This window comes from Zongyangia acetica, from assembly GCF_038739695.1.
Lineage (GTDB): Bacteria > Bacillota > Clostridia > Oscillospirales > Ruminococcaceae > Zongyangia > Zongyangia gallinarum.
Window position 1 is genome coordinate 160,431 of the sequence record NZ_JBBEWN010000004.1, and the last position, 16,544, is coordinate 176,974.

General features: G+C 46.6%; 21 protein-coding genes. 18 read left to right on the forward strand and 3 right to left on the reverse strand.

What is annotated here, in order from left to right:
• Positions 1-106 precede the first annotated feature (106 nt).
• The 4 genes from WGC32_RS05270 to WGC32_RS05285 all read left to right on the forward strand — a co-directional run bounded on the left by WGC32_RS05270 (position 107) and on the right by WGC32_RS05285 (position 2,650).
• The gene (locus tag WGC32_RS05270) at positions 107-475 is read left to right on the forward strand and encodes an OadG family transporter subunit (RefSeq protein WP_191509766.1); all 369 of its coding nucleotides are present in this window, start codon (positions 107-109) and stop codon (positions 473-475) included.
• A gap of 51 nt (positions 476-526) precedes the next feature.
• Entirely contained in the window at positions 527-1,675 is a 1,149-nt protein-coding gene (locus WGC32_RS05275; protein WP_462933618.1) for a sodium ion-translocating decarboxylase subunit beta, read from the forward strand.
• A gap of 75 nt (positions 1,676-1,750) precedes the next feature.
• Complete coding sequence (locus WGC32_RS05280; RefSeq protein WP_342680933.1) at positions 1,751-2,209, forward strand: VOC family protein; 459 nt, start codon at positions 1,751-1,753, stop codon at positions 2,207-2,209.
• Positions 2,210-2,236: 27 nt separating this feature from the next.
• Positions 2,237-2,650, forward strand: a complete 414-nt coding sequence (locus tag WGC32_RS05285) for a DUF3788 family protein (protein ID WP_191481688.1) — start codon at positions 2,237-2,239, stop codon at positions 2,648-2,650.
• 63 nt (positions 2,651-2,713) lie between these two features.
• Here the strand turns inward: WGC32_RS05285 and nadA are convergent, their stop codons facing one another.
• The gene (gene nadA / locus WGC32_RS05290; RefSeq protein WP_342680934.1) at positions 2,714-3,625 is read right to left on the reverse strand and encodes a quinolinate synthase NadA; all 912 of its coding nucleotides are present in this window, start codon (positions 3,623-3,625) and stop codon (positions 2,714-2,716) included.
• Positions 3,626-3,760: 135 nt separating this feature from the next.
• On the opposite strand from nadA, the gene WGC32_RS05295 reads away from it, so the two are divergent.
• The 14 genes from WGC32_RS05295 to WGC32_RS05360 all read left to right on the forward strand — a co-directional run bounded on the left by WGC32_RS05295 (position 3,761) and on the right by WGC32_RS05360 (position 14,845).
• Entirely contained in the window at positions 3,761-4,192 is a 432-nt protein-coding gene (locus WGC32_RS05295) for an RrF2 family transcriptional regulator (protein WP_342680935.1), read from the forward strand.
• A gap of 79 nt (positions 4,193-4,271) precedes the next feature.
• Entirely contained in the window at positions 4,272-5,165 is an 894-nt protein-coding gene (locus tag WGC32_RS05300; protein ID WP_191481691.1) for a LysR family transcriptional regulator, read from the forward strand.
• A 111-nt stretch (positions 5,166-5,276) separates the two neighbouring features.
• Positions 5,277-6,302: an alpha/beta hydrolase gene (locus WGC32_RS05305; RefSeq protein ID WP_342680936.1), complete on the forward strand. Its 1,026-nt coding sequence runs from the start codon at positions 5,277-5,279 to the stop codon at positions 6,300-6,302.
• A gap of 91 nt (positions 6,303-6,393) precedes the next feature.
• Entirely contained in the window at positions 6,394-7,563 is a 1,170-nt protein-coding gene (locus tag WGC32_RS05310) for an iron-containing alcohol dehydrogenase (RefSeq protein ID WP_342680937.1), read from the forward strand.
• Positions 7,564-7,577: 14 nt separating this feature from the next.
• Complete coding sequence (locus WGC32_RS05315; RefSeq protein ID WP_191481694.1) at positions 7,578-8,258, forward strand: flavodoxin; 681 nt, start codon at positions 7,578-7,580, stop codon at positions 8,256-8,258.
• Positions 8,259-8,277: 19 nt separating this feature from the next.
• Positions 8,278-9,663, forward strand: coding sequence for an alpha/beta hydrolase fold domain-containing protein (locus WGC32_RS05320; protein WP_342680938.1), 1,386 nt, complete (start codon positions 8,278-8,280; stop codon positions 9,661-9,663).
• A gap of 106 nt (positions 9,664-9,769) precedes the next feature.
• Positions 9,770-9,901, forward strand: coding sequence for a hypothetical protein (locus tag WGC32_RS05325; RefSeq protein ID WP_342680939.1), 132 nt, complete (start codon positions 9,770-9,772; stop codon positions 9,899-9,901).
• Positions 9,901-10,401 carry an aldo/keto reductase gene (locus WGC32_RS05330; protein WP_342680940.1) on the forward strand — a complete coding sequence of 167 codons (501 nt, stop codon included), beginning with the start codon at positions 9,901-9,903 and terminating at the stop codon, positions 10,399-10,401. Before WGC32_RS05325 ends, WGC32_RS05330 begins: the two co-directional genes overlap by 1 nt.
• 15 nt (positions 10,402-10,416) lie before the next feature.
• On the forward strand, positions 10,417-10,974 hold the full coding sequence (locus tag WGC32_RS05335; RefSeq protein ID WP_191510191.1) for a flavin reductase: 558 nt from the start codon (positions 10,417-10,419) through the stop codon (positions 10,972-10,974).
• A 233-nt stretch (positions 10,975-11,207) separates the two neighbouring features.
• Positions 11,208-12,305 carry an aldo/keto reductase gene (locus WGC32_RS05340; RefSeq protein WP_342680941.1) on the forward strand — a complete coding sequence of 366 codons (1,098 nt, stop codon included), beginning with the start codon at positions 11,208-11,210 and terminating at the stop codon, positions 12,303-12,305.
• Positions 12,306-12,399: 94 nt separating this feature from the next.
• Positions 12,400-13,101 carry a DUF4405 domain-containing protein gene (locus WGC32_RS05345; RefSeq protein WP_342680942.1) on the forward strand — a complete coding sequence of 234 codons (702 nt, stop codon included), beginning with the start codon at positions 12,400-12,402 and terminating at the stop codon, positions 13,099-13,101.
• Positions 13,102-13,151: 50 nt separating this feature from the next.
• A complete protein-coding gene (locus tag WGC32_RS05350; protein WP_342680943.1) occupies positions 13,152-13,541 on the forward strand; it encodes a sensor histidine kinase in 390 nt (129 codons plus the stop codon).
• Positions 13,528-14,415, forward strand: coding sequence for a hypothetical protein (locus WGC32_RS05355; RefSeq protein WP_342680944.1), 888 nt, complete (start codon positions 13,528-13,530; stop codon positions 14,413-14,415). The genes WGC32_RS05350 and WGC32_RS05355 overlap by 14 nt, the downstream gene beginning before the upstream one ends.
• Positions 14,416-14,467: 52 nt before the next feature.
• The gene (locus WGC32_RS05360; protein ID WP_191481704.1) at positions 14,468-14,845 is read left to right on the forward strand and encodes a hypothetical protein; all 378 of its coding nucleotides are present in this window, start codon (positions 14,468-14,470) and stop codon (positions 14,843-14,845) included.
• Positions 14,846-14,934: 89 nt separating this feature from the next.
• Here the strand turns inward: WGC32_RS05360 and WGC32_RS05365 are convergent, their stop codons facing one another.
• Together WGC32_RS05365 and WGC32_RS05370 are read right to left on the reverse strand one after the other, a co-directional pair.
• A complete protein-coding gene (locus tag WGC32_RS05365) occupies positions 14,935-15,573 on the reverse strand; it encodes a VTT domain-containing protein (protein WP_191481705.1) in 639 nt (212 codons plus the stop codon).
• A 325-nt stretch (positions 15,574-15,898) separates the two neighbouring features.
• Positions 15,899-16,474, reverse strand: coding sequence for a TetR/AcrR family transcriptional regulator (locus WGC32_RS05370; RefSeq protein ID WP_342680945.1), 576 nt, complete (start codon positions 16,472-16,474; stop codon positions 15,899-15,901).
• Positions 16,475-16,544 lie beyond the last annotated feature (70 nt).

Genomic DNA, 16,544 nt, shown 5'->3' on the forward strand with positions numbered 1-16,544 from the left:
AAATTATTATATAATAAAACTTGATATCGTTTTAAAATAGATAAGGATTTTTAAGAAATCTTCTGTCTGTTTTGGCGGAAATTTTAAGCCAAGGAGATTGATGCATATGGATTGGAATTTGGCGTTATCGGTTATTTTAAGTGGTACAGTAATTGTATTCATTGCTCTTGTTATCCTCATCATTGCGGTTCTTTTGGTTGGAAAGATTATGACATCGGTCCAAGGTAAGGAAACTCCTAATAAGACGCAGAAAAATGAAAAGAAAGAGGTTACAACCAAAGCGGTTCCCAATCCTCCTCAGCTGATGAAGGTGGAACAGGGGATTCCCGGCGAGGTGGTTGCGGCAATTTCTGCGGCTGTGGCGAGTATGATGGGCGGTTCGTCCAATTATTCCATTAAAAGTGTCAAAAGAGCCCGAGAGGCCCGTCCTGTTTGGAGCTTGGCAGGTATGATGGAAAACACGAAGCCTTTCTAGGAATGTTAAAAGAATTTTGAGTTTGATTGTGAAAGGACGGGGATTTATCTCATGGAAATCTTAGCAACGTTTTGGCAATCGTTGCAGGATATGGCATTAGAATCTGGTTTTGCTCAGTTCTTTATTGGTGACGGATGGAAATATGCTGTCATGATTGCCATTGCCTGTGTCTTGTTGTACTTGGCAATTGTAAAAAAATTCGAACCACTGCTTTTGCTGCCGATTGCGTTTGGTATCCTTTTGGCAAATCTGCCGTTGGCAGATCTTGGCGCCCATGATTCAGGTGGCCTTCTCTCTTATTTGTATTTTGGTGTAGAGAATGTAATATATCCGCCGCTTATTTTCTTGGGTGTCGGCGCGATGACGGATTTTGGTCCTCTGATCGCGAACCCCAAAAGCTTTTTGTTGGGTGCTGCGGCACAGATTGGTATCTTCCTTACCTTCTTAGGCGCTCTTCTGCTCGGATTTACTCCCGCTGAAGCTGGTGCTATCGGCATCATCGGCGGCGCTGACGGACCTACCGCAATTTACGTTACCTCCAAGTTGGCGTCTCACCTGTTAGGCCCCATCGCTATAGCGGCGTACTCCTATATGGCGTTGGTACCCATTATCCAGCCGCCAATCATGAAGCTATTGACCACCAAAAAAGAGCGTATGGTTGTAATGGAGCAGCTTCGTCCGGTATCCAAGACAGAGAAGATTCTGTTCCCCATCTTTGTTACCTTGGTTGTATCCCTGATGGTGCCTATGGCAGCGCCCCTTCTTGGTATGCTGATGTTGGGCAACCTCTTAAGAGAATCTGGTGTTTGCCAGAGGCTTTCTAACACAGCTCAGAATGAGCTGATGAATATTGTCACGATTTTCTTAGGCATTTCTGTTGGATCTACAGCTTCTGCGGATACCTTCTTAAATATGCAGACTCTGGGCATTATCGTTCTTGGCCTGATTTCCTTTGCTTGCGGCACAGCTTGCGGTGTCCTCTTTGGTAAAATTATGTATAAGGCAACAGGCGGGAAGGTCAATCCCCTCATCGGCTCTGCTGGTGTATCGGCTGTTCCTATGGCTGCCCGTGTTTCCCAAAAGGTTGGCCAGGCAGACAATCCTGGGAACTTCCTGCTCATGCACGCCATGGGCCCCAATGTCGCTGGCGTTATCGGTTCGGCAGTGGCGGCTGGCGTTCTGTTGAGCATCCTTGCATAAATTGCAATTTCAAAAACGGCACGTTTTTCCGTGCCGTTTTTTCTTCGTAAGAACGGATAAAGAGAGGGAATAAGAATGAAATTAAAAAATCCTATGTTGGTAGTAACTGATATAGATAAATCCGTTGAGTTTTATAAAAAAATTTTGGGACTCCATGTTATTATGGATTTTGGAGCAAATAAAACTTTAACAGGCGGTCTAGCTTTACAGACAGTGGAAACATACAAAGAGTTTATCGGTACAAGTGACGTTTCTTTTGGTGGCAACAATTTTGAAATCTACTTTGAGGAAGATGATTTTGATCAGTTCGCTGATAAACTGAAAAGATATGATATCGAATATGTCCATCCTGTGATAGAGCATGCATGGGGACAGCGTGTTGTCCGCTTCTATGACCCAGACAGGCATATAATCGAGGTCGGAGAGAACTTAAAAGTAGTATGCAAACGCTTCTTAGACAGTGGCATGACACCCGAACAGGTTGCAGAACGCATGAGTGTACCCATGAAATTTATAAATGCTTGCATGCGATAAATCACAATTTACGAGGGAGAGACAGCCATGCTTGATAAAATACCGAATGCAGAGGAAATGACTGTTTTAGTCGGGCAATCATTATATGATGTATGGAACAAGTTGTGTGCTTTAATTGAAGAAAAATACGAGATGGAATGCCTGTGGAATAAAGGCGGTAAAGCATGGACTTATGAGTATAAATACCGCCGAGGCGGTAAGACACTTTGCGCGCTATACGCCAGAGAAAATTGTATAGGTTTTATGATTATCTTTGGAAAAGACGAGAGAGCAAAGTTTGAAACAGAACGAAATTATTATTCGCAACAAGCCCAAAAGATCTACGATGAATCGAAAACTTACCGTGATGGCAAATGGGTAATGTTTGAGCCGAAAGATACATCCATGTTTCATGATTTTATGAATTTATTGGCCTTGAAAAGAAAGCCCAACAGGAAGTGAAGAAAATGATTATGAAAAAGGGGGCAGACTTCCTTTGGGAAGGCTGCCCCCTTTAAATATTTTTTATTTCCCTAGGCGGATCATTTGATCGATGGCTCGACGCGCAGCAAGACGGAGATTTTCTTCTATTTCAATCACTTCCCCTCCGGAACCAATCAGCGCCTTATAGACATCTGTCAATGTGGTAATACGCATATCCGGACAGATCAGCTTCTTGGAGAGAAGATAGAAATTGCGTTGAGGATAGCAGAGAGAAAGATAATCCCCTACGCTTTTTTCGGTGCCGATGATCACATCCTCCGATGTGTTTTCACAGTAACGGATAATGTCGGCAGTGGAACCCACCACATCTGCATAACGGAGGGCGTTTCCGGGACATTCGGGATGCATCAGCACCTTACATCCGGGATGCGCCAATTTACAGGACTGTACATCTTCCTCGGTAATTTGGTGGTGTACAGGACAATAACCATCCCATAATACCACCTTTTTTGTCGGGACTTTTTCCCGAATGTAAGAGCCAAGGTTTTGATCGGGGATAAATAGGATGGTTTCTGCATCCAGCCGCTCTACGATTTTCTGGGCGCTGGAGGAGGTTACACAGACATCACTGACCGCCTTGAGTTCCGTTGTTGTGTTAACGTAGGCTACTACGGTGTGATCAGGATGCTCTTTTTTATAGTCGATTACTCGCTGGGGATCGATCTGTTCGGCCATGGGACAGGTGGCATCCGGAGCGGCCAGGATCACTTTTTTTTCGGGGGAGAGGATTTTGACCGTATCAGCCATAAAACGTACTCCGCACATGATGACAGTATCAAAATCTAGGTCCTGGGCTTTTTCACTCAAGGCAAAGGAATCGCCTTTAAGGTCGGCAATCTCCAGAATATCGGTAGATTGATAGCTGTGGGCCAAAATGCCGATGTTTTTTTCCTTCTTTAGTTTTAGAATTTCTTCCTGGAGCTGTGTTATCATCACCTGTCACCTAATCCCCTCAACTGAATTCCTATAATTTTTCTATGAATTTATTGATGCGAAAAATATTATATGATATAATGGGCCAAAAGTCAAGGAAGCCACTATAACAGGGGTGGCAGAGAAGGTGAAGAAATGAAAATTTCAACCAAGGGCAGATATGGCATGCGCCTGATGGTAGAGCTGGGTCTCGCTTATGAAGGAAAACCAGTTTCCCTGCGTGATATTGCAAAGAGACAGGAAATCAGTGAAAAATATTTGGAGCAGATCGTTACCCGTTTGGGAAAGGCGGGGCTGGTCAAAAGTACGCGGGGGGCGCAAGGTGGTTACCGTCTGGAGAGGGAACCCTCCCAGATCACAGTAGGAGATATTCTTCGGGTAACGGAGGGAAGCTTGACCCCGGTAGCCTGTTTGGATGACGACGAATGTCCTCGGCGGGAACGGTGTGTTACCTATTCCGTCTGGTCCCGGGTGCAGGAGGCGGTGACCAGAGTGGTGGATCAAATTACCCTCCAGGAATTGGTGGATGACTATCGCCGGAAAAATGAGGAGTTCTCACCTGTTTGACAGCCGGAGAGAAACAACTTAAAATATATTTTGTAGAATCGTTGGACCAGGTGAATCAAAGGAGGCAGCGGTGGTTCCTATGTATAATCCTCAACTGGATACCTTCATTTGCGTAGTGGATTCCGGCAGTTTTAATAAAGCCGCCGAAAAGCTCTATATTTCCCCGCCAGCGGTCATCAAACAGATCAACCTGCTGGAAGAAAGCCTGGATTTGCAGCTTTTTGTTCGCACCCATCGGGGGCTGGTCTTGACAAATGCGGGAAAATCCCTTTATCAGGACGCGAAATATATCATCCAGTATTGTAAGGATTCTGTGACACGTGCCAAAAATGCTATGCAGGAAAGTGAAAACATTATCCGCATTGGCACTTCACCGATGACACCGGCCCAGGTACTGGTGGATTTGTGGCCCAAGATTCAAAAAAGTTGTCCCAACACAAAGTTTCAGCTGATTCCTTTTGATAATACCCCTGAGAATGCGAGAGAGATCCTGGGAAATCTGGGCCAGAACATCGATGTAGTAGCAGGTATCTTTGATGAGACCATGTTGAATCTGCGACAATGCGCAGGACTGGAGCTTACCAGAGAACCCATCTGCTGCGCGGTTTCTGTTCACCATAGGCTGGCACAAAAGGACAGGCTTTCCATGGAGGATCTATATGGAGAGAAACTGATGCTCATGCGCAGGAATTGGAGCCATTACGTAGATCTGCTCCGGGATGACATTTGGAAGAACCACCCACAAATCCAGATTGTGGATTTCGATTTTTATGATGTAGCGGCATTTAACCAATGCGAGAATAATAACTGTGTCCTCATGGCAGTGGAAAATTGGCGATATGTCCACCCACTGCTCAAGATTCTGCCGGTGGATTGGGGATATACCATACCTTTCGGCCTGCTCCATTCTCCCAATCCATCTCCTACGGTAAAGCGATTTTTGCAGGCTGTGGCAAGGGTAGTAAAAGCGTAAGGTACTGTTAACCTTGTAGTAAATACTCCATAACAAAACGAGACCTCTGTGGAAGTCTCGTTTTTTTTATAATAAAGACAAAGGTAACAGGAAAGAAAGTGACAGAACAATATGAAAAAAACGGTTTTTACCCTTATCCTCCTTTGCCTGCTAATGTGCTGTGCTGGATGTCACACAGGTCAGACAAATTGCAATGGCGGTGACAACGGAACCTCAGGAAATATTTCACAGGAATCTGAAAGAGAGAACACAGCGCAACAGAGTGTAGATGAATATTATACCGTTAACTCCAAAATAACAGATGTCATCAATGACCCGGTTTTTGAAGAATATGGCCGGTTGATCTTTCCCGTTGACAGCGGCTATTACAGCGGGGATACGCTGGGAGAGCTTCGGCTGACCTGGTACAACAACATTGACCCCGATAAGACGGTGGAAATTGTCAATGACCTTAAAGCACGGGCTCAGGCAGGAGAAACGGTGTTTTATGATATTTACACAGAAGAGGAGAAGGCAGAGGATCCGGAAAAAGAGGATACAGGACTATTTTTCTTCAGGGGAGAAGCTGGAAAACAATTTGCTGTATGTAATGCCGGCGGAGGATTTGCCTATGTAGGGGCCATGCAGGATAGTTTTCCTCACGCGTTAGAATTATCAAAGCGCGGATATAACGCCTTTGCGTTAATTTATCGTCCGGGATCCCAGACAGCCTGCGAAGATCTGGCCCGTGCCATCAGCTTTATCTTTGACCATGCGGAGGAATTAGGAGTAGATACAACTTGCTACTCCCTGTGGGGTGGTTCTGCCGGGGCAAGAATGGCAGCCTGGCTGGGATCTTATGGACCGGGAGCCTTCGGGGGAGAGGATCTGCCGCAACCTGGCGCCGTTATCATGCAGTATACAGGCCACTCTGATTATACCGAAAACGACCCACCGACCTTTGCCTGTGTGGGAGAGAACGACGGTATCGCCAGCTGGAGGACAATGCAGCGGAGGATCGACGCCCTAAGTTCTTTGGGCATACCAACAGAGTTTCACCACTATCCTGGCCTTAGCCACGGCTTTGGTCTGGGCACTGGTACAGTAGCTGAGGGCTGGATCGATGATGCTGTGGCTTTCTGGGAAGAGCAAATGTAGGGAGAAAAACAGTCAGAAGTGTATAGGACACGTATCTCCTCTGATTATTGACCATTGGAAACTAGGAAATCCATAAAAAGGAGATTTGTATATGAATAACTTTATCTTTCAAAATGCAACGAAAGTTTATTTTGGCAAGGGATGTGTAAAGGAGTACCTCTCCTGCCTGACAGAACCCTATCACACCATCATGCTGGCCTATGGGGGAGGCTCTATCAAGGCAAACGGTATCTACGATGAGGTAACCAGCATTTTATGGGCTGCGGGGAAAAGGATCGTTGAGTTTTCAGGCATTATGGCAAACCCCACTTATGCAAAGGTGCAAAAGGGCGCAAAACTGGCTCGGGAACAACATGTGGACATGATCCTCGGCGTCGGCGGAGGCAGCGTGATGGACTGTTGTAAGGCGATATCTCTAGCAGCAAAGTATGAGGGGGACATTTGGAATGATTTCTGGGAGAAACCAGGAATCATCGAGGTTAATCCACTCCCCTTAGGCATTATCGTCACAGTGGCGGGAACTGGAAGTGAGTGCAATGGCGGTGCGGTCATTACCAACGAGGAGAAAAAAGTAAAGACTGGAAGGGATTATCCCAAACTCAATCCCAGCTTTGCCCTAATGGATCCCGTCTATACCTATAGTGTGCCGGTCAAGCAGATGGTTTCCGGCGGGTTTGATATCCTCAGCCACATCATGGAAACCTATTTCAGCGAGCCCAATGAGGACAATGTCTCCGACGACATCATGGAAGCTTTGATGAAAAGCGTGATCCGAAATCTGCGTGCCGCCATTGTGAATCCAAAGGATTACACCGCCCGCAGCAATCTGCTGTGGGACTCCACTATGGCGGAGAACCGCATTATTAAAATGGGCAAGCGGTGCGATTTTCAGTGCCACAATATGGAACATCAGCTGGGAGCCTACACCGACTGTAATCACGGCTGCGGCCTGGCGGTGCTCCATCCAGTTTACTACCGGCATATCTACAAAGCGGGCCTGCCCAAATTTGTCCGCTTTGCAATAAATGTGTGGGAAATCGATGGCAATGGGAAAAGCGACGAAGAGCTTGCCCGGGCCGGAGTGGAAGCTCTGGCAGACTTTATCAAAGAGATCGGACTGCCCACCACCCTGCGGGAGCTGGGCGTTACCGATAGAACGCAGCTGCGCGAGATTGCCGATTCCTGCGGCATTTCAGCGGGCAGCTACAGGAAAATGACTCATGAAGAAATTTTGGAAATCTTTAACGAGTGTTTTGAATGAAAGGAGACATTACCATGAAAAAATTAATCGCTTTATTGATGGGATTTGTAATGATACTGGGCCTTGCCTCATGCAGCAGTGAAACACCAGATTCCTCCAGTTCTTCTGCATCTACTTCGACAGCACCCCAGACATCCCAGTCCTCCGAGCCGGAAGAAACTTCTTCTGCCTCCACAAGCAGTGAATCCGTTCAGGAATCGCAGACAGAGGGCGGAAAGACATTGGTTGTATATTTTTCAGCCACCGGAAATACAGAAGGGGCTGCAGGCTACATTGCGGAAGCAACGGGCGGTGACCTGTTTGAACTAGAGCCGGTTGAGCCGTATACCGATGCTGACCTTAACTGGAATGATACAAACAGCCGTGTTGTGTATGAGCATGACAATCCTGATGATCGGGATGTAGAACTTGTGGCCGATACCGTCGAGAATTGGGAAGAATATGACACTGTGTTTATTGGATATCCCATTTGGTGGGGCATTGCGGCCTGGCCGGTAGACACGTTTATCGAAGCCAACGATTTTACCGGAAAAACAGTGATCCCCTTCTGCACCTCTACCAGCTCTGGCCTTGGCGAAAGCGGGCAGCTGTTAGCGGATATGGCCGGAACCGGCAATTGGCTGGAAGGACAGCGCTTCTCCTCCAATGTAAGCGCAGAGGAAGTACAATCCTGGGTGGATGGCCTGGGCCTATAAAAGAAAAGAGGCGCTACTTTTGAAAAAAAACTTGGCCATTCTTTTGGCCTTTATCCTGATACTTGGACTGGCTGCATGCGGAACAACACGGGAGACCTCCTCCTCCCAAGCGGCTGCCCCTTCCTCGGATGGGGCGGGCGCTACCCAGCAGCAAAGCCATTTCAACATTCTTGTTGCCTACGCCCCAGCAAAGGATGGCGATGCCTTAGAGCAAGCGGCCATACTGCTGGGGGAAACGGTAGGCGGCGATCTGTTCCCCATTGAGAAAGAAACGGAGAAAGATTTCTCTACCTACGAATTTGTTTTGCTGGGATTTTCCGCTGAAGACAGTACCCTGCCGGAAACCATACAGAATTTTCTTGGGGAGAATGATTTTGGAGCAAGAACGATTTTCCCCTTTGTAGCTGGAGATGGAAATGATTCCAATGAAATTCTCTCCGCAATTTCACAGCTGCAGCCTGGTGCTCTTTTGGGAGAGACGGTTCTGCTGCTTTCCGAAGACACAGGGGAGGAGGAAATCAAAGCATGGGCCCAGGGACTGGAGCTGTCTGACGAGGAATTTGTTCCTGAGAACGGCGATGGCAATACGGTAGTCACTGCCGCTGTAACTCCCCAGGCTCAACAGGTCCTATATCTGTGGGAGGAAGGCAATGTTCCTGCCACCACAGAGTATACTGTCAACAATGGCAACTACTCAGATGACCCGAATTTCCGACCCTATCTCACCAGCTTCCCGGTACCAGAGGAAACAGAGATCAAGGGTGCAGTCCTGATCTGTCCTGGCGGAGCATTTCAGTTTCGCAGCGACCATCCGGAAGGCATAGATGTAGCGGAAGCCTTAAGCCAGCTTGGATATCAGAGCTTTGTAGTAGACTATCGCTTGCGGCCCTATACCCAACAGGAAGGCGCGTTGGATCTGGCCCGTGCCGTTCGATTTGTTCGGGCCCACGCCAGTGAATATGGCATAGATGAAGAGGACATTGCTGTTATGGGCTTTTCCGCCGGTGGGATCTTAAGCGGCGAGATGCTGCTGAATTTTGATGGGCAGGTCAACGGCACAGCGTTGGATCCAGACTATGTACCGGACGACCTTGACGCTGTTTCTGCCGACGCGTCGGCTTGTGGCATGATCTACTCCTTTTATGGACGGCTGAGCGTTGGAACCACCGATGTAGCATTGCTGCGGTCCGGAAATCTGCCTCCTACTTTTTACTGCTATGGTACCCGTGATCCATTCTATGAGCAGTTTTTGGCCAATGCCGGTGCAGCGGAAGAGGCCGGCGTTTCGGTACAGCGGCTGCAACTCGACAACATGCCTCACGGCTTTGGAGCAGATGGCGGATGGATCCCCACCTACGATCAATGGCTGTCGGGAATCTTTGAAAGCGCTTCAGGCCGAAGCTGACATTCGCTTTGGGAATATAAAAATAAACAGGCAACCCTTCCCGTATCAGTCGGGAGGGGTTTGCCTTTGTTCTTTGCCGCAATCAGAAAGAGGGGTTGTACAAGCTATGGAGGAAAAAACGGAAAAGTATCTATTTGAATCAATGCCGGTGCCGAAAGCGGTGGCAACATTGGCAATTCCCACCATCATTAGTCAGGTAGTAACGATGATCTATAATTTGGCTGATACCATCAGCTGATGGAAAAGGCTTATCAGGAGGGAAAAGTGAAAGCCATCGGCCTTTCTAACTTCACAGTGGAGCAGATTCAGGAGATACTAAAGATCTGTGAGATAAAGCCAACAGTATTGCAGACCGAAGTGCATCCTTACTCTCAAGAAAAGGAATTAAAACAATTTCTTTCCCAAGAGGGGATAGTCATCCAGGCATGGTATCCGCTGGGCCATGGAGACAAAGCGCTTATCCAGGAACCGTTGTTTACTGAACTTGCCCATAAATACGGGAAATCCAATGCTCAGATTATTCTGCGCTGGCATATCCAGGACGGCAACATTGTCATCCCCGGCTCCAAAAACCCGGCACATATTCAGGATAATTTCGCGCTGTTCGACTTTTTCCTCACTCCGGAGGAGATGGAGAAGATCGGTGGCCTGGATCGGCAAAAACGCTATTATACCAGCACCCCAGAAATGCTAAAGAGATATGCGGAGACGATTCCCGCAGTAGATGAACAGAAATAAAAAGGAGTATCTGTCATGAGAAATAATTTTGGAACAGAATCTTGGTTTTTCCCCCTGCCGGTGCTTATTATCGGCACTTATAACGAGGATGGAACCGCTGATGCTATGAATGCGGCCTGGGGCGGACTCTATGATGCCGACAAGGTGGTGCTCTGCCTGAGCGCTGGCCATAAAACCACCAAGAATATTGAGGCCCAGGGCGCTTTTACAATCAGCTTTGCGGACGCCGACCATGTGATCCCTTCTGATTATGTAGGCATGGTCTCCGCCAACACAGAACACAAAAAGATGGAGAAATCTGGCTTTCATACCACAAAATCTTCTTTTATCAATGCCCCCATTCTGGATGAATTGCCTGTAGCGCTAGAATGCAAGTTCCTCAAGTACAGCGAAGATGGAAATATCATCGGTCAAATTGTCAATGTCAGTGTTGATGAAAGTGCCCTAGGAGCAGACGGGAAGATTGACTTCACGAAATTCCGTCCCATATCCTTTGAGCCGGTCCACAGGGCTTATCATGTGCTGGGGGAAAAGGTGGGCAACGCATTCCAAGACGGTGGGACGTTGAAATAATACTTAAAATTGTTCTCGCCAAACAGGCAAAACCGTCGTTATGGAGATCACTAGAATGGCCTATCATCCTATATTGCCGATATTTCGATCCAAGTTACGGAATTTGTTTATGCTTTATAAGCATTGATTGCGATTGGACATAAGCATTAGACATTAGGCCAATTCCTATTTATAATAGGCTTGCAAGGAATTTCATAGATTGAAATATTTGCAGTAGGGGAGAGAAACGTTTTATGGAATATCGGAAGTTGCCTCATGGAAGCGAACAAATCAGTGTGCTTGGTTTTGGTACCAGTTCCATCGGTATGGCTGGGGAGAAGGAAATGGAAGCTACAATCACCATGGCCCTGGAAAATGGGATCAATTATTTCGATTTGGCTTCTGCCGATGGGGCTCCCTTTTCCGCCTTCGGCAGGGTCCTAGCAGGCCAGCGGGAAAAAGCATATTTTCAGATCCACTTCGGCGCCAATTATCAGGGCGGTAAATATAGCTGGACAACGGATTTGGATACGATCAAGCGTTCTATTGATTGGCAGCTTAATGCCCTGAAAACCGATTACATTGACTTCGGATTTCTCCATTGTATTGATGAAGAATCCGATCTGCATCATGCCCTCAAAGGCGGCATCCTGGATTACATATTGAAGCTGAAAGAAGATGGCGTAGTCCGACATATCGGCCTTTCATCCCATACGCCAAGCATCGTGGAGACGGTGCTGGATACGGGAATTCTTGATATGCTGATGTTTAGCATCAATCCGGCCTATGATTATCAGAAAAAAGGGGAATTTGCTATTGGAGATGTGGAGCAGCGACAGAATCTTTACCGGCGTTGTGAGGCCAAAGGCGTCGGGATCTCGGTCATGAAGGCGTTTTCCGGAGGGCAATTGCTCAACGCCAGAACCTCGCCTTTTGGAAGGGCACTGACAGAATACCAATGTATTCAGTATGCGTTGGATAAGCCTGGTGTTTTGACCGTGCTCCCCGGTGTACGCAATCGAAAAGATCTCCAGCGCATTCTCGGCTTTGTAGAGGCGGGATCAGAAGAAAAGGACTATTCGATTCTGGGAACCTTTGCTCCCCAGGAAGCGGCGGGAGTCTGTGTTTATTGTAACCATTGCCAGCCCTGCCCCGCTGGATTGGATGTGGGCCTAATTAATAAATATTACGATCTGGCGCTGGCGGGAGACGAGTTGGCGAAAGATCACTATGCCCATTTGGACACCAAAGCGGGGGATTGTATTGGCTGCGGCCATTGTGATTCCCGTTGTCCTTTTCATGTGGGACAGGTGGACAGGATGCAGACAATCCAGGCCTATTTTGGGGAATAACGAAAGCACTGCTTTACCCCATTTAAGAAATTCTGGATTCTACCTGGGAGATAGACACGAAATACATCATAAGTATGCGGGAGGATATTTTTTCATGAAACCCAAAATGATGCTAAAAATGGGGATAGACTTGATTATGACGGTTCTGTTGTTTTGCCAGATGGCCTATATGCTCATTGGCGAAACGGCCCATGAATGGTTGGGAGCCGCCATGTTTCTGCTGTTTATCCTGCACCATATCCTGAACTGGCGGTGGTATAGGAACTTGATAAAGGGAAGGTATGGCGCTCTTCGGATTTTGCAGACGATTGTGAATGTTCTAGTTTTTGTCTCCATGATTGGCCTGATGGTCAGCGGTGTCATCCTATCCCGAGAGGTGTTTGTATTTCTGCCTATTGACGGCAGTATGAGCTTTGCCCGGACACTGCATATGTTGGCGTCTTATTGGGGCTTCATCCTGATGAGTGTCCATCTCGGCCTGCACTGGGGCATGATCATGGGAATGGTGCGGAAGATGGGCGGAAAGATGAAACCCTCATCTCTTCGCACCTGGATTCTACGGATTCTGGCGCTGGTAATCTGTGGCTTTGGCGTCTATGCTTTCTTTAAACATAATATTGCCGATTATTTGTTCCTGCGCAGTGAATTTGTATTTTTCGATATGGAGCAGCCCCTTGCGCTTTTCTTCGGAGAGTACTTTGCCATGATGACCTTGTGGGCCTGTGTTTCCTACTATGTATCCAAATTGCTCCAGAAATTCTCAGGGAAGAAGCTTCCAAAAGAGTCTGATGTTTAGAGCCAACCAAGGCCTTGCTTTCATTTGAAGGAGCATGGGAAGAAAAAAATTTGGAAATCGAAACCAGTGTGGAAGAGGAAGTTTTTGTGGATACCGATGGGCAGCTGCTCTCTCTGGTTTGGAACAACCTGTTCTCCAACGCCATCAAATTTACGGAGGATAATGGCAAAATAACCCTCTCCCTGACCACGGAGGGAGAAAATGCGGTTGTGCGGGTATCGGATACCGGTTGTGGCATTCCACCAGAAGTAGGACAACATATTTTTGAAAAATTTTACCAGGGTGACACCTCTCATGCGACCCAGGGTAATGGGCTGGGGCTGGCTCTGGTGAAGCGGGTGATGGATATTGTGGGCGGAGATATTTCTGTCAGCAGCCAGGTGGGAAAAGGAAGCACATTTACAGTCAAAATCAGGAGAAAACAAAATGGAGAGGCTTAAAAAAATCGTGCACAGACTGTTATTCCCAGCAACAGCAATTGTGATTCTCAGTGTACCTGTGGCGACAGCAATGCTTCTTTACACCTTTCTTGTCGCTGGAAAGGACAGTCCCATCTCTTATATATCCTATATTGTCTCGGCCTATGCTTTGACCATTGTTTGCCTGAGCCTTACCTCGCTGATTCGAAAAGCAAATCAATGGATCAGAAAAAATCCTTATGTCAGCCGCTATCTAGAAGACATCCCATTTAAGATGCGGATTTCCCTCCATCTATCCCTTGGAATTAACTTTGTATATGCAGGGGTTCACGCGTTTTCGGGAGTCTATTACCATTCCGTATGGCTTGGAACCTTGGCTGCATATTATATTTTTCTAGCTGTCATGCGCTATTTGTTGGTACGGTATGCCCACAAAAGTGGTTTCGGGGAAAATACAATTTCCGAATTAAAACGATATAGGCTGTGTGGAGCTATCCTCATCATGATGAATTTGGCATTGGCCGGCGTGGTAATCTTGGTGCTGTATCAAAATCGGGGTTTTCATTATGCCGGGTCCCTCATTTATGTCATGGCGCTATATACGTTTTATACTACTATTATGGCGATTATCAATGTGGTACGGTATCGGAAATATCAAAGCCCGGTGATGTCGGCCGCGAAGGCTGTCAATTTGGCGGCAGCACTGGTTTCTATGCTGTCCTTGGAGACTGCTATGCTGGCCCAATTTGATAATGGTAGCACGGCTTTTCGCCAGATAATGCTTGGCGCCACAGGAGGAGCTGTATGTGCCATCATTGTAGGGATGGGAAGTTTTATGATAATTCGCTCAACACGAAAGATGAAGAGGTTGCGTGAAGAGAACTTAAAAACATGAATGGTTTTTATAGTGCCATGGTTATCCCATCAAGCAGAAAGGAAGATTGGTTATGGAAAATGGAAAAGACACCTTTTACTATACCTACTCGGCAAAACAACAGGAAGAAATTCAGAATATCCGAAAAAAATATCTGGCCAGAGAAGAAGATAAAATGGAGCTGCTTCGTCGGTTGGACCGCAGTGCGACAAAAAAAGGAGCTATAATTTCGACTGTGCTCGGTGTAGTTAGCTGCCTGCTCCTGGGCGTTGGTATGTGTTGCACTATGGTCTGGATGGACAGATGGTTTGTTCCGGGAATCGTGATAGGCGTCATTGGTATTATAGGTGTGGCTGCGGCCTATCCGCTGTACGCCCGTATTACAAAAAAAGAAAGAGAAAAGCTAGCTCCACAGATTTTAAAACTCACCGAGGAACTTTCAAAATCATAAAAAAAACGGGACAGAAAGAGCATTCTTTCTGTCCCGCTTTTTTGTGGACATCATCATCGATAGAGACTTCGTTACAGGGAGGATTTGCTTTATTCTTCCTCGCTTTTTTCTTTGTTGCGCTTTTTCCGTTTACGGTATAGGTAGAAAATACCAACCGCCACAACGAGAACCACCAAAACAATCACAGCAATATGGGTGTAGTTGTCAAAATATGGCATGGCATTTTCCCAGGCAGTACCCAATGCTGCTCCAATACAAACGAGAATAATGTTCCAAACAGTGCTGCCCAGTGTAGTCAAAAGCAAAAAACTGGGCAGAGGCATCTTTGCAAAACCTGCAGGAATGGAGATAAGGCTTCTTACAATGGGGATGCAGCGGCAGATCAGCACCGCTTTGCCCTGATACCGGTGAAACCATCGCTCTGCTTTTTCAACATGCTCAGGGCGCAGATGTGTGATCTGTCCGAATTTGCCGGCAAATAATTTTTTCAGCCGTTCCGCCTGAAAAATCCTGCCAAATGCATAAAGGACAATAGCACCTAACAGTGACCCGGCCGTTGCAGCCAGAACGGTTCCCGGAATATTCATGGCAGCCGTAACGGTAAGAGCCCCTCCAAATAAAAGGACCGCTTCTGAGGGGATGGGTGGAAAAACGTTCTCAATGAATATTAAAAGGAAGATTCCCCAATACCCAAATTGGTCGACAAACGAAAGCATCCATTCCTGCATTTTCAGTGCTCCTTCCGAAATTTGAAGTGATTTTAAATTCCTGCCATTGCGGGCAACGATTCTAATGCCTGTTACCAGAGAATGACACATAAATAGTCCATTTATTTTGTAGAATTTAGGTTCATGCCATTCCTGGTAACAAATTTATTGTGCGATGTAAAAATTCCAACAAAAGTGTGAAAGAGAACGACAGCGGAAAGATTTGATAAGTATAGCTAGATTACCGACTTGTTCAGATGTGTTCCCAGAGGGCATTATATCATGTATGCACTCTGTAAATATAGACTATCATTGAATTTCTTCCTCAAAATATACATCTGAGGACCTATTCTCCTTTGACGACACTGGACATCCCATAGCAAATTAACTTGGTGGCAGTCTCGATGAGCTCCTCCAAAGAAAGCTTTTTCCCATCGGCTACCCACTGCTGGTAGAGTAAAGTGGAATTTGCCCCATAAAAGGCAAACACCAAGCTCTCCGCATATTCATCAAGGCCAAAGATACCCCGGTTGGTTTCACGACGATAATCCATAATCCGCCGGTTAATTTTTTCCCATACCGGCTGATAGCTGCCGCTGCACATGAGACGCTCATGCAGCAACGGCATGTTGGCCGCGTGTTCGAAAAACAGACGGATCAAATCACGGATATCTTTCATACTGCCGTAGGATACCTTTCGTTTTATAAAGTTCTCAGCAATTTCGTCCTGCAGTTCGGCGAGTAAATCATCCAAACTATTGTAATGAAGGTAAAAGGTTTTTCGGTTGATCTGTGCGCGTTCCGTCAGCTCCTTGATGGTGATCTGGTCATAGTCCATTTCACAGATCATGGACTTGAAAGTGTTGTGAATAGCTTCCCTTGTCTTACGGACTCGCAGGTCTTCCGCTTTTTTCTTTTCCAATAGAAATATTCCCTCCTTTATGCCTCACAAAAAATATTGTGTGGCATAATACGCAAATCTGTTTTTACAG

Bases quoted from the DNA above. Each gene is read 5' to 3' on its own strand.
- WGC32_RS05285 (WP_191481688.1), top strand. From the start codon at position 2,237: ATGCTTGATAAAATACCGAATGCAGAGGAAATGACTGTTTTAGTCGGG.
- WGC32_RS05275 (WP_462933618.1), top strand. From the start codon at position 527: ATGGAAATCTTAGCAACGTTTTGGCAATCGTTGCAGGATATGGCATTA.
- WGC32_RS05340 (WP_342680941.1), top strand. From the start codon at position 11,208: ATGGAATATCGGAAGTTGCCTCATGGAAGCGAACAAATCAGTGTGCTT.
- WGC32_RS05300 (WP_191481691.1), top strand. From the start codon at position 4,272: ATGTATAATCCTCAACTGGATACCTTCATTTGCGTAGTGGATTCCGGC.
- WGC32_RS05345 (WP_342680942.1), top strand. From the start codon at position 12,400: ATGAAACCCAAAATGATGCTAAAAATGGGGATAGACTTGATTATGACG.
- nadA (WP_342680934.1), bottom strand. From the start codon at position 3,625: ATGATAACACAGCTCCAGGAAGAAATTCTAAAACTAAAGAAGGAAAAA.
- WGC32_RS05330 (WP_342680940.1), top strand. From the start codon at position 9,901: ATGGAAAAGGCTTATCAGGAGGGAAAAGTGAAAGCCATCGGCCTTTCT.
- WGC32_RS05360 (WP_191481704.1), top strand. From the start codon at position 14,468: ATGGAAAATGGAAAAGACACCTTTTACTATACCTACTCGGCAAAACAA.
- WGC32_RS05295 (WP_342680935.1), top strand. From the start codon at position 3,761: ATGAAAATTTCAACCAAGGGCAGATATGGCATGCGCCTGATGGTAGAG.
- WGC32_RS05310 (WP_342680937.1), top strand. From the start codon at position 6,394: ATGAATAACTTTATCTTTCAAAATGCAACGAAAGTTTATTTTGGCAAG.
- WGC32_RS05355 (WP_342680944.1), top strand. From the start codon at position 13,528: ATGGAGAGGCTTAAAAAAATCGTGCACAGACTGTTATTCCCAGCAACA.
- WGC32_RS05270 (WP_191509766.1), top strand. From the start codon at position 107: ATGGATTGGAATTTGGCGTTATCGGTTATTTTAAGTGGTACAGTAATT.
- WGC32_RS05365 (WP_191481705.1), bottom strand. From the start codon at position 15,573: ATGCAGGAATGGATGCTTTCGTTTGTCGACCAATTTGGGTATTGGGGA.
- WGC32_RS05335 (WP_191510191.1), top strand. From the start codon at position 10,417: ATGAGAAATAATTTTGGAACAGAATCTTGGTTTTTCCCCCTGCCGGTG.
- WGC32_RS05280 (WP_342680933.1), top strand. From the start codon at position 1,751: ATGAAATTAAAAAATCCTATGTTGGTAGTAACTGATATAGATAAATCC.
- WGC32_RS05305 (WP_342680936.1), top strand. From the start codon at position 5,277: ATGAAAAAAACGGTTTTTACCCTTATCCTCCTTTGCCTGCTAATGTGC.
- WGC32_RS05315 (WP_191481694.1), top strand. From the start codon at position 7,578: ATGAAAAAATTAATCGCTTTATTGATGGGATTTGTAATGATACTGGGC.
- WGC32_RS05325 (WP_342680939.1), top strand. From the start codon at position 9,770: ATGGAGGAAAAAACGGAAAAGTATCTATTTGAATCAATGCCGGTGCCG.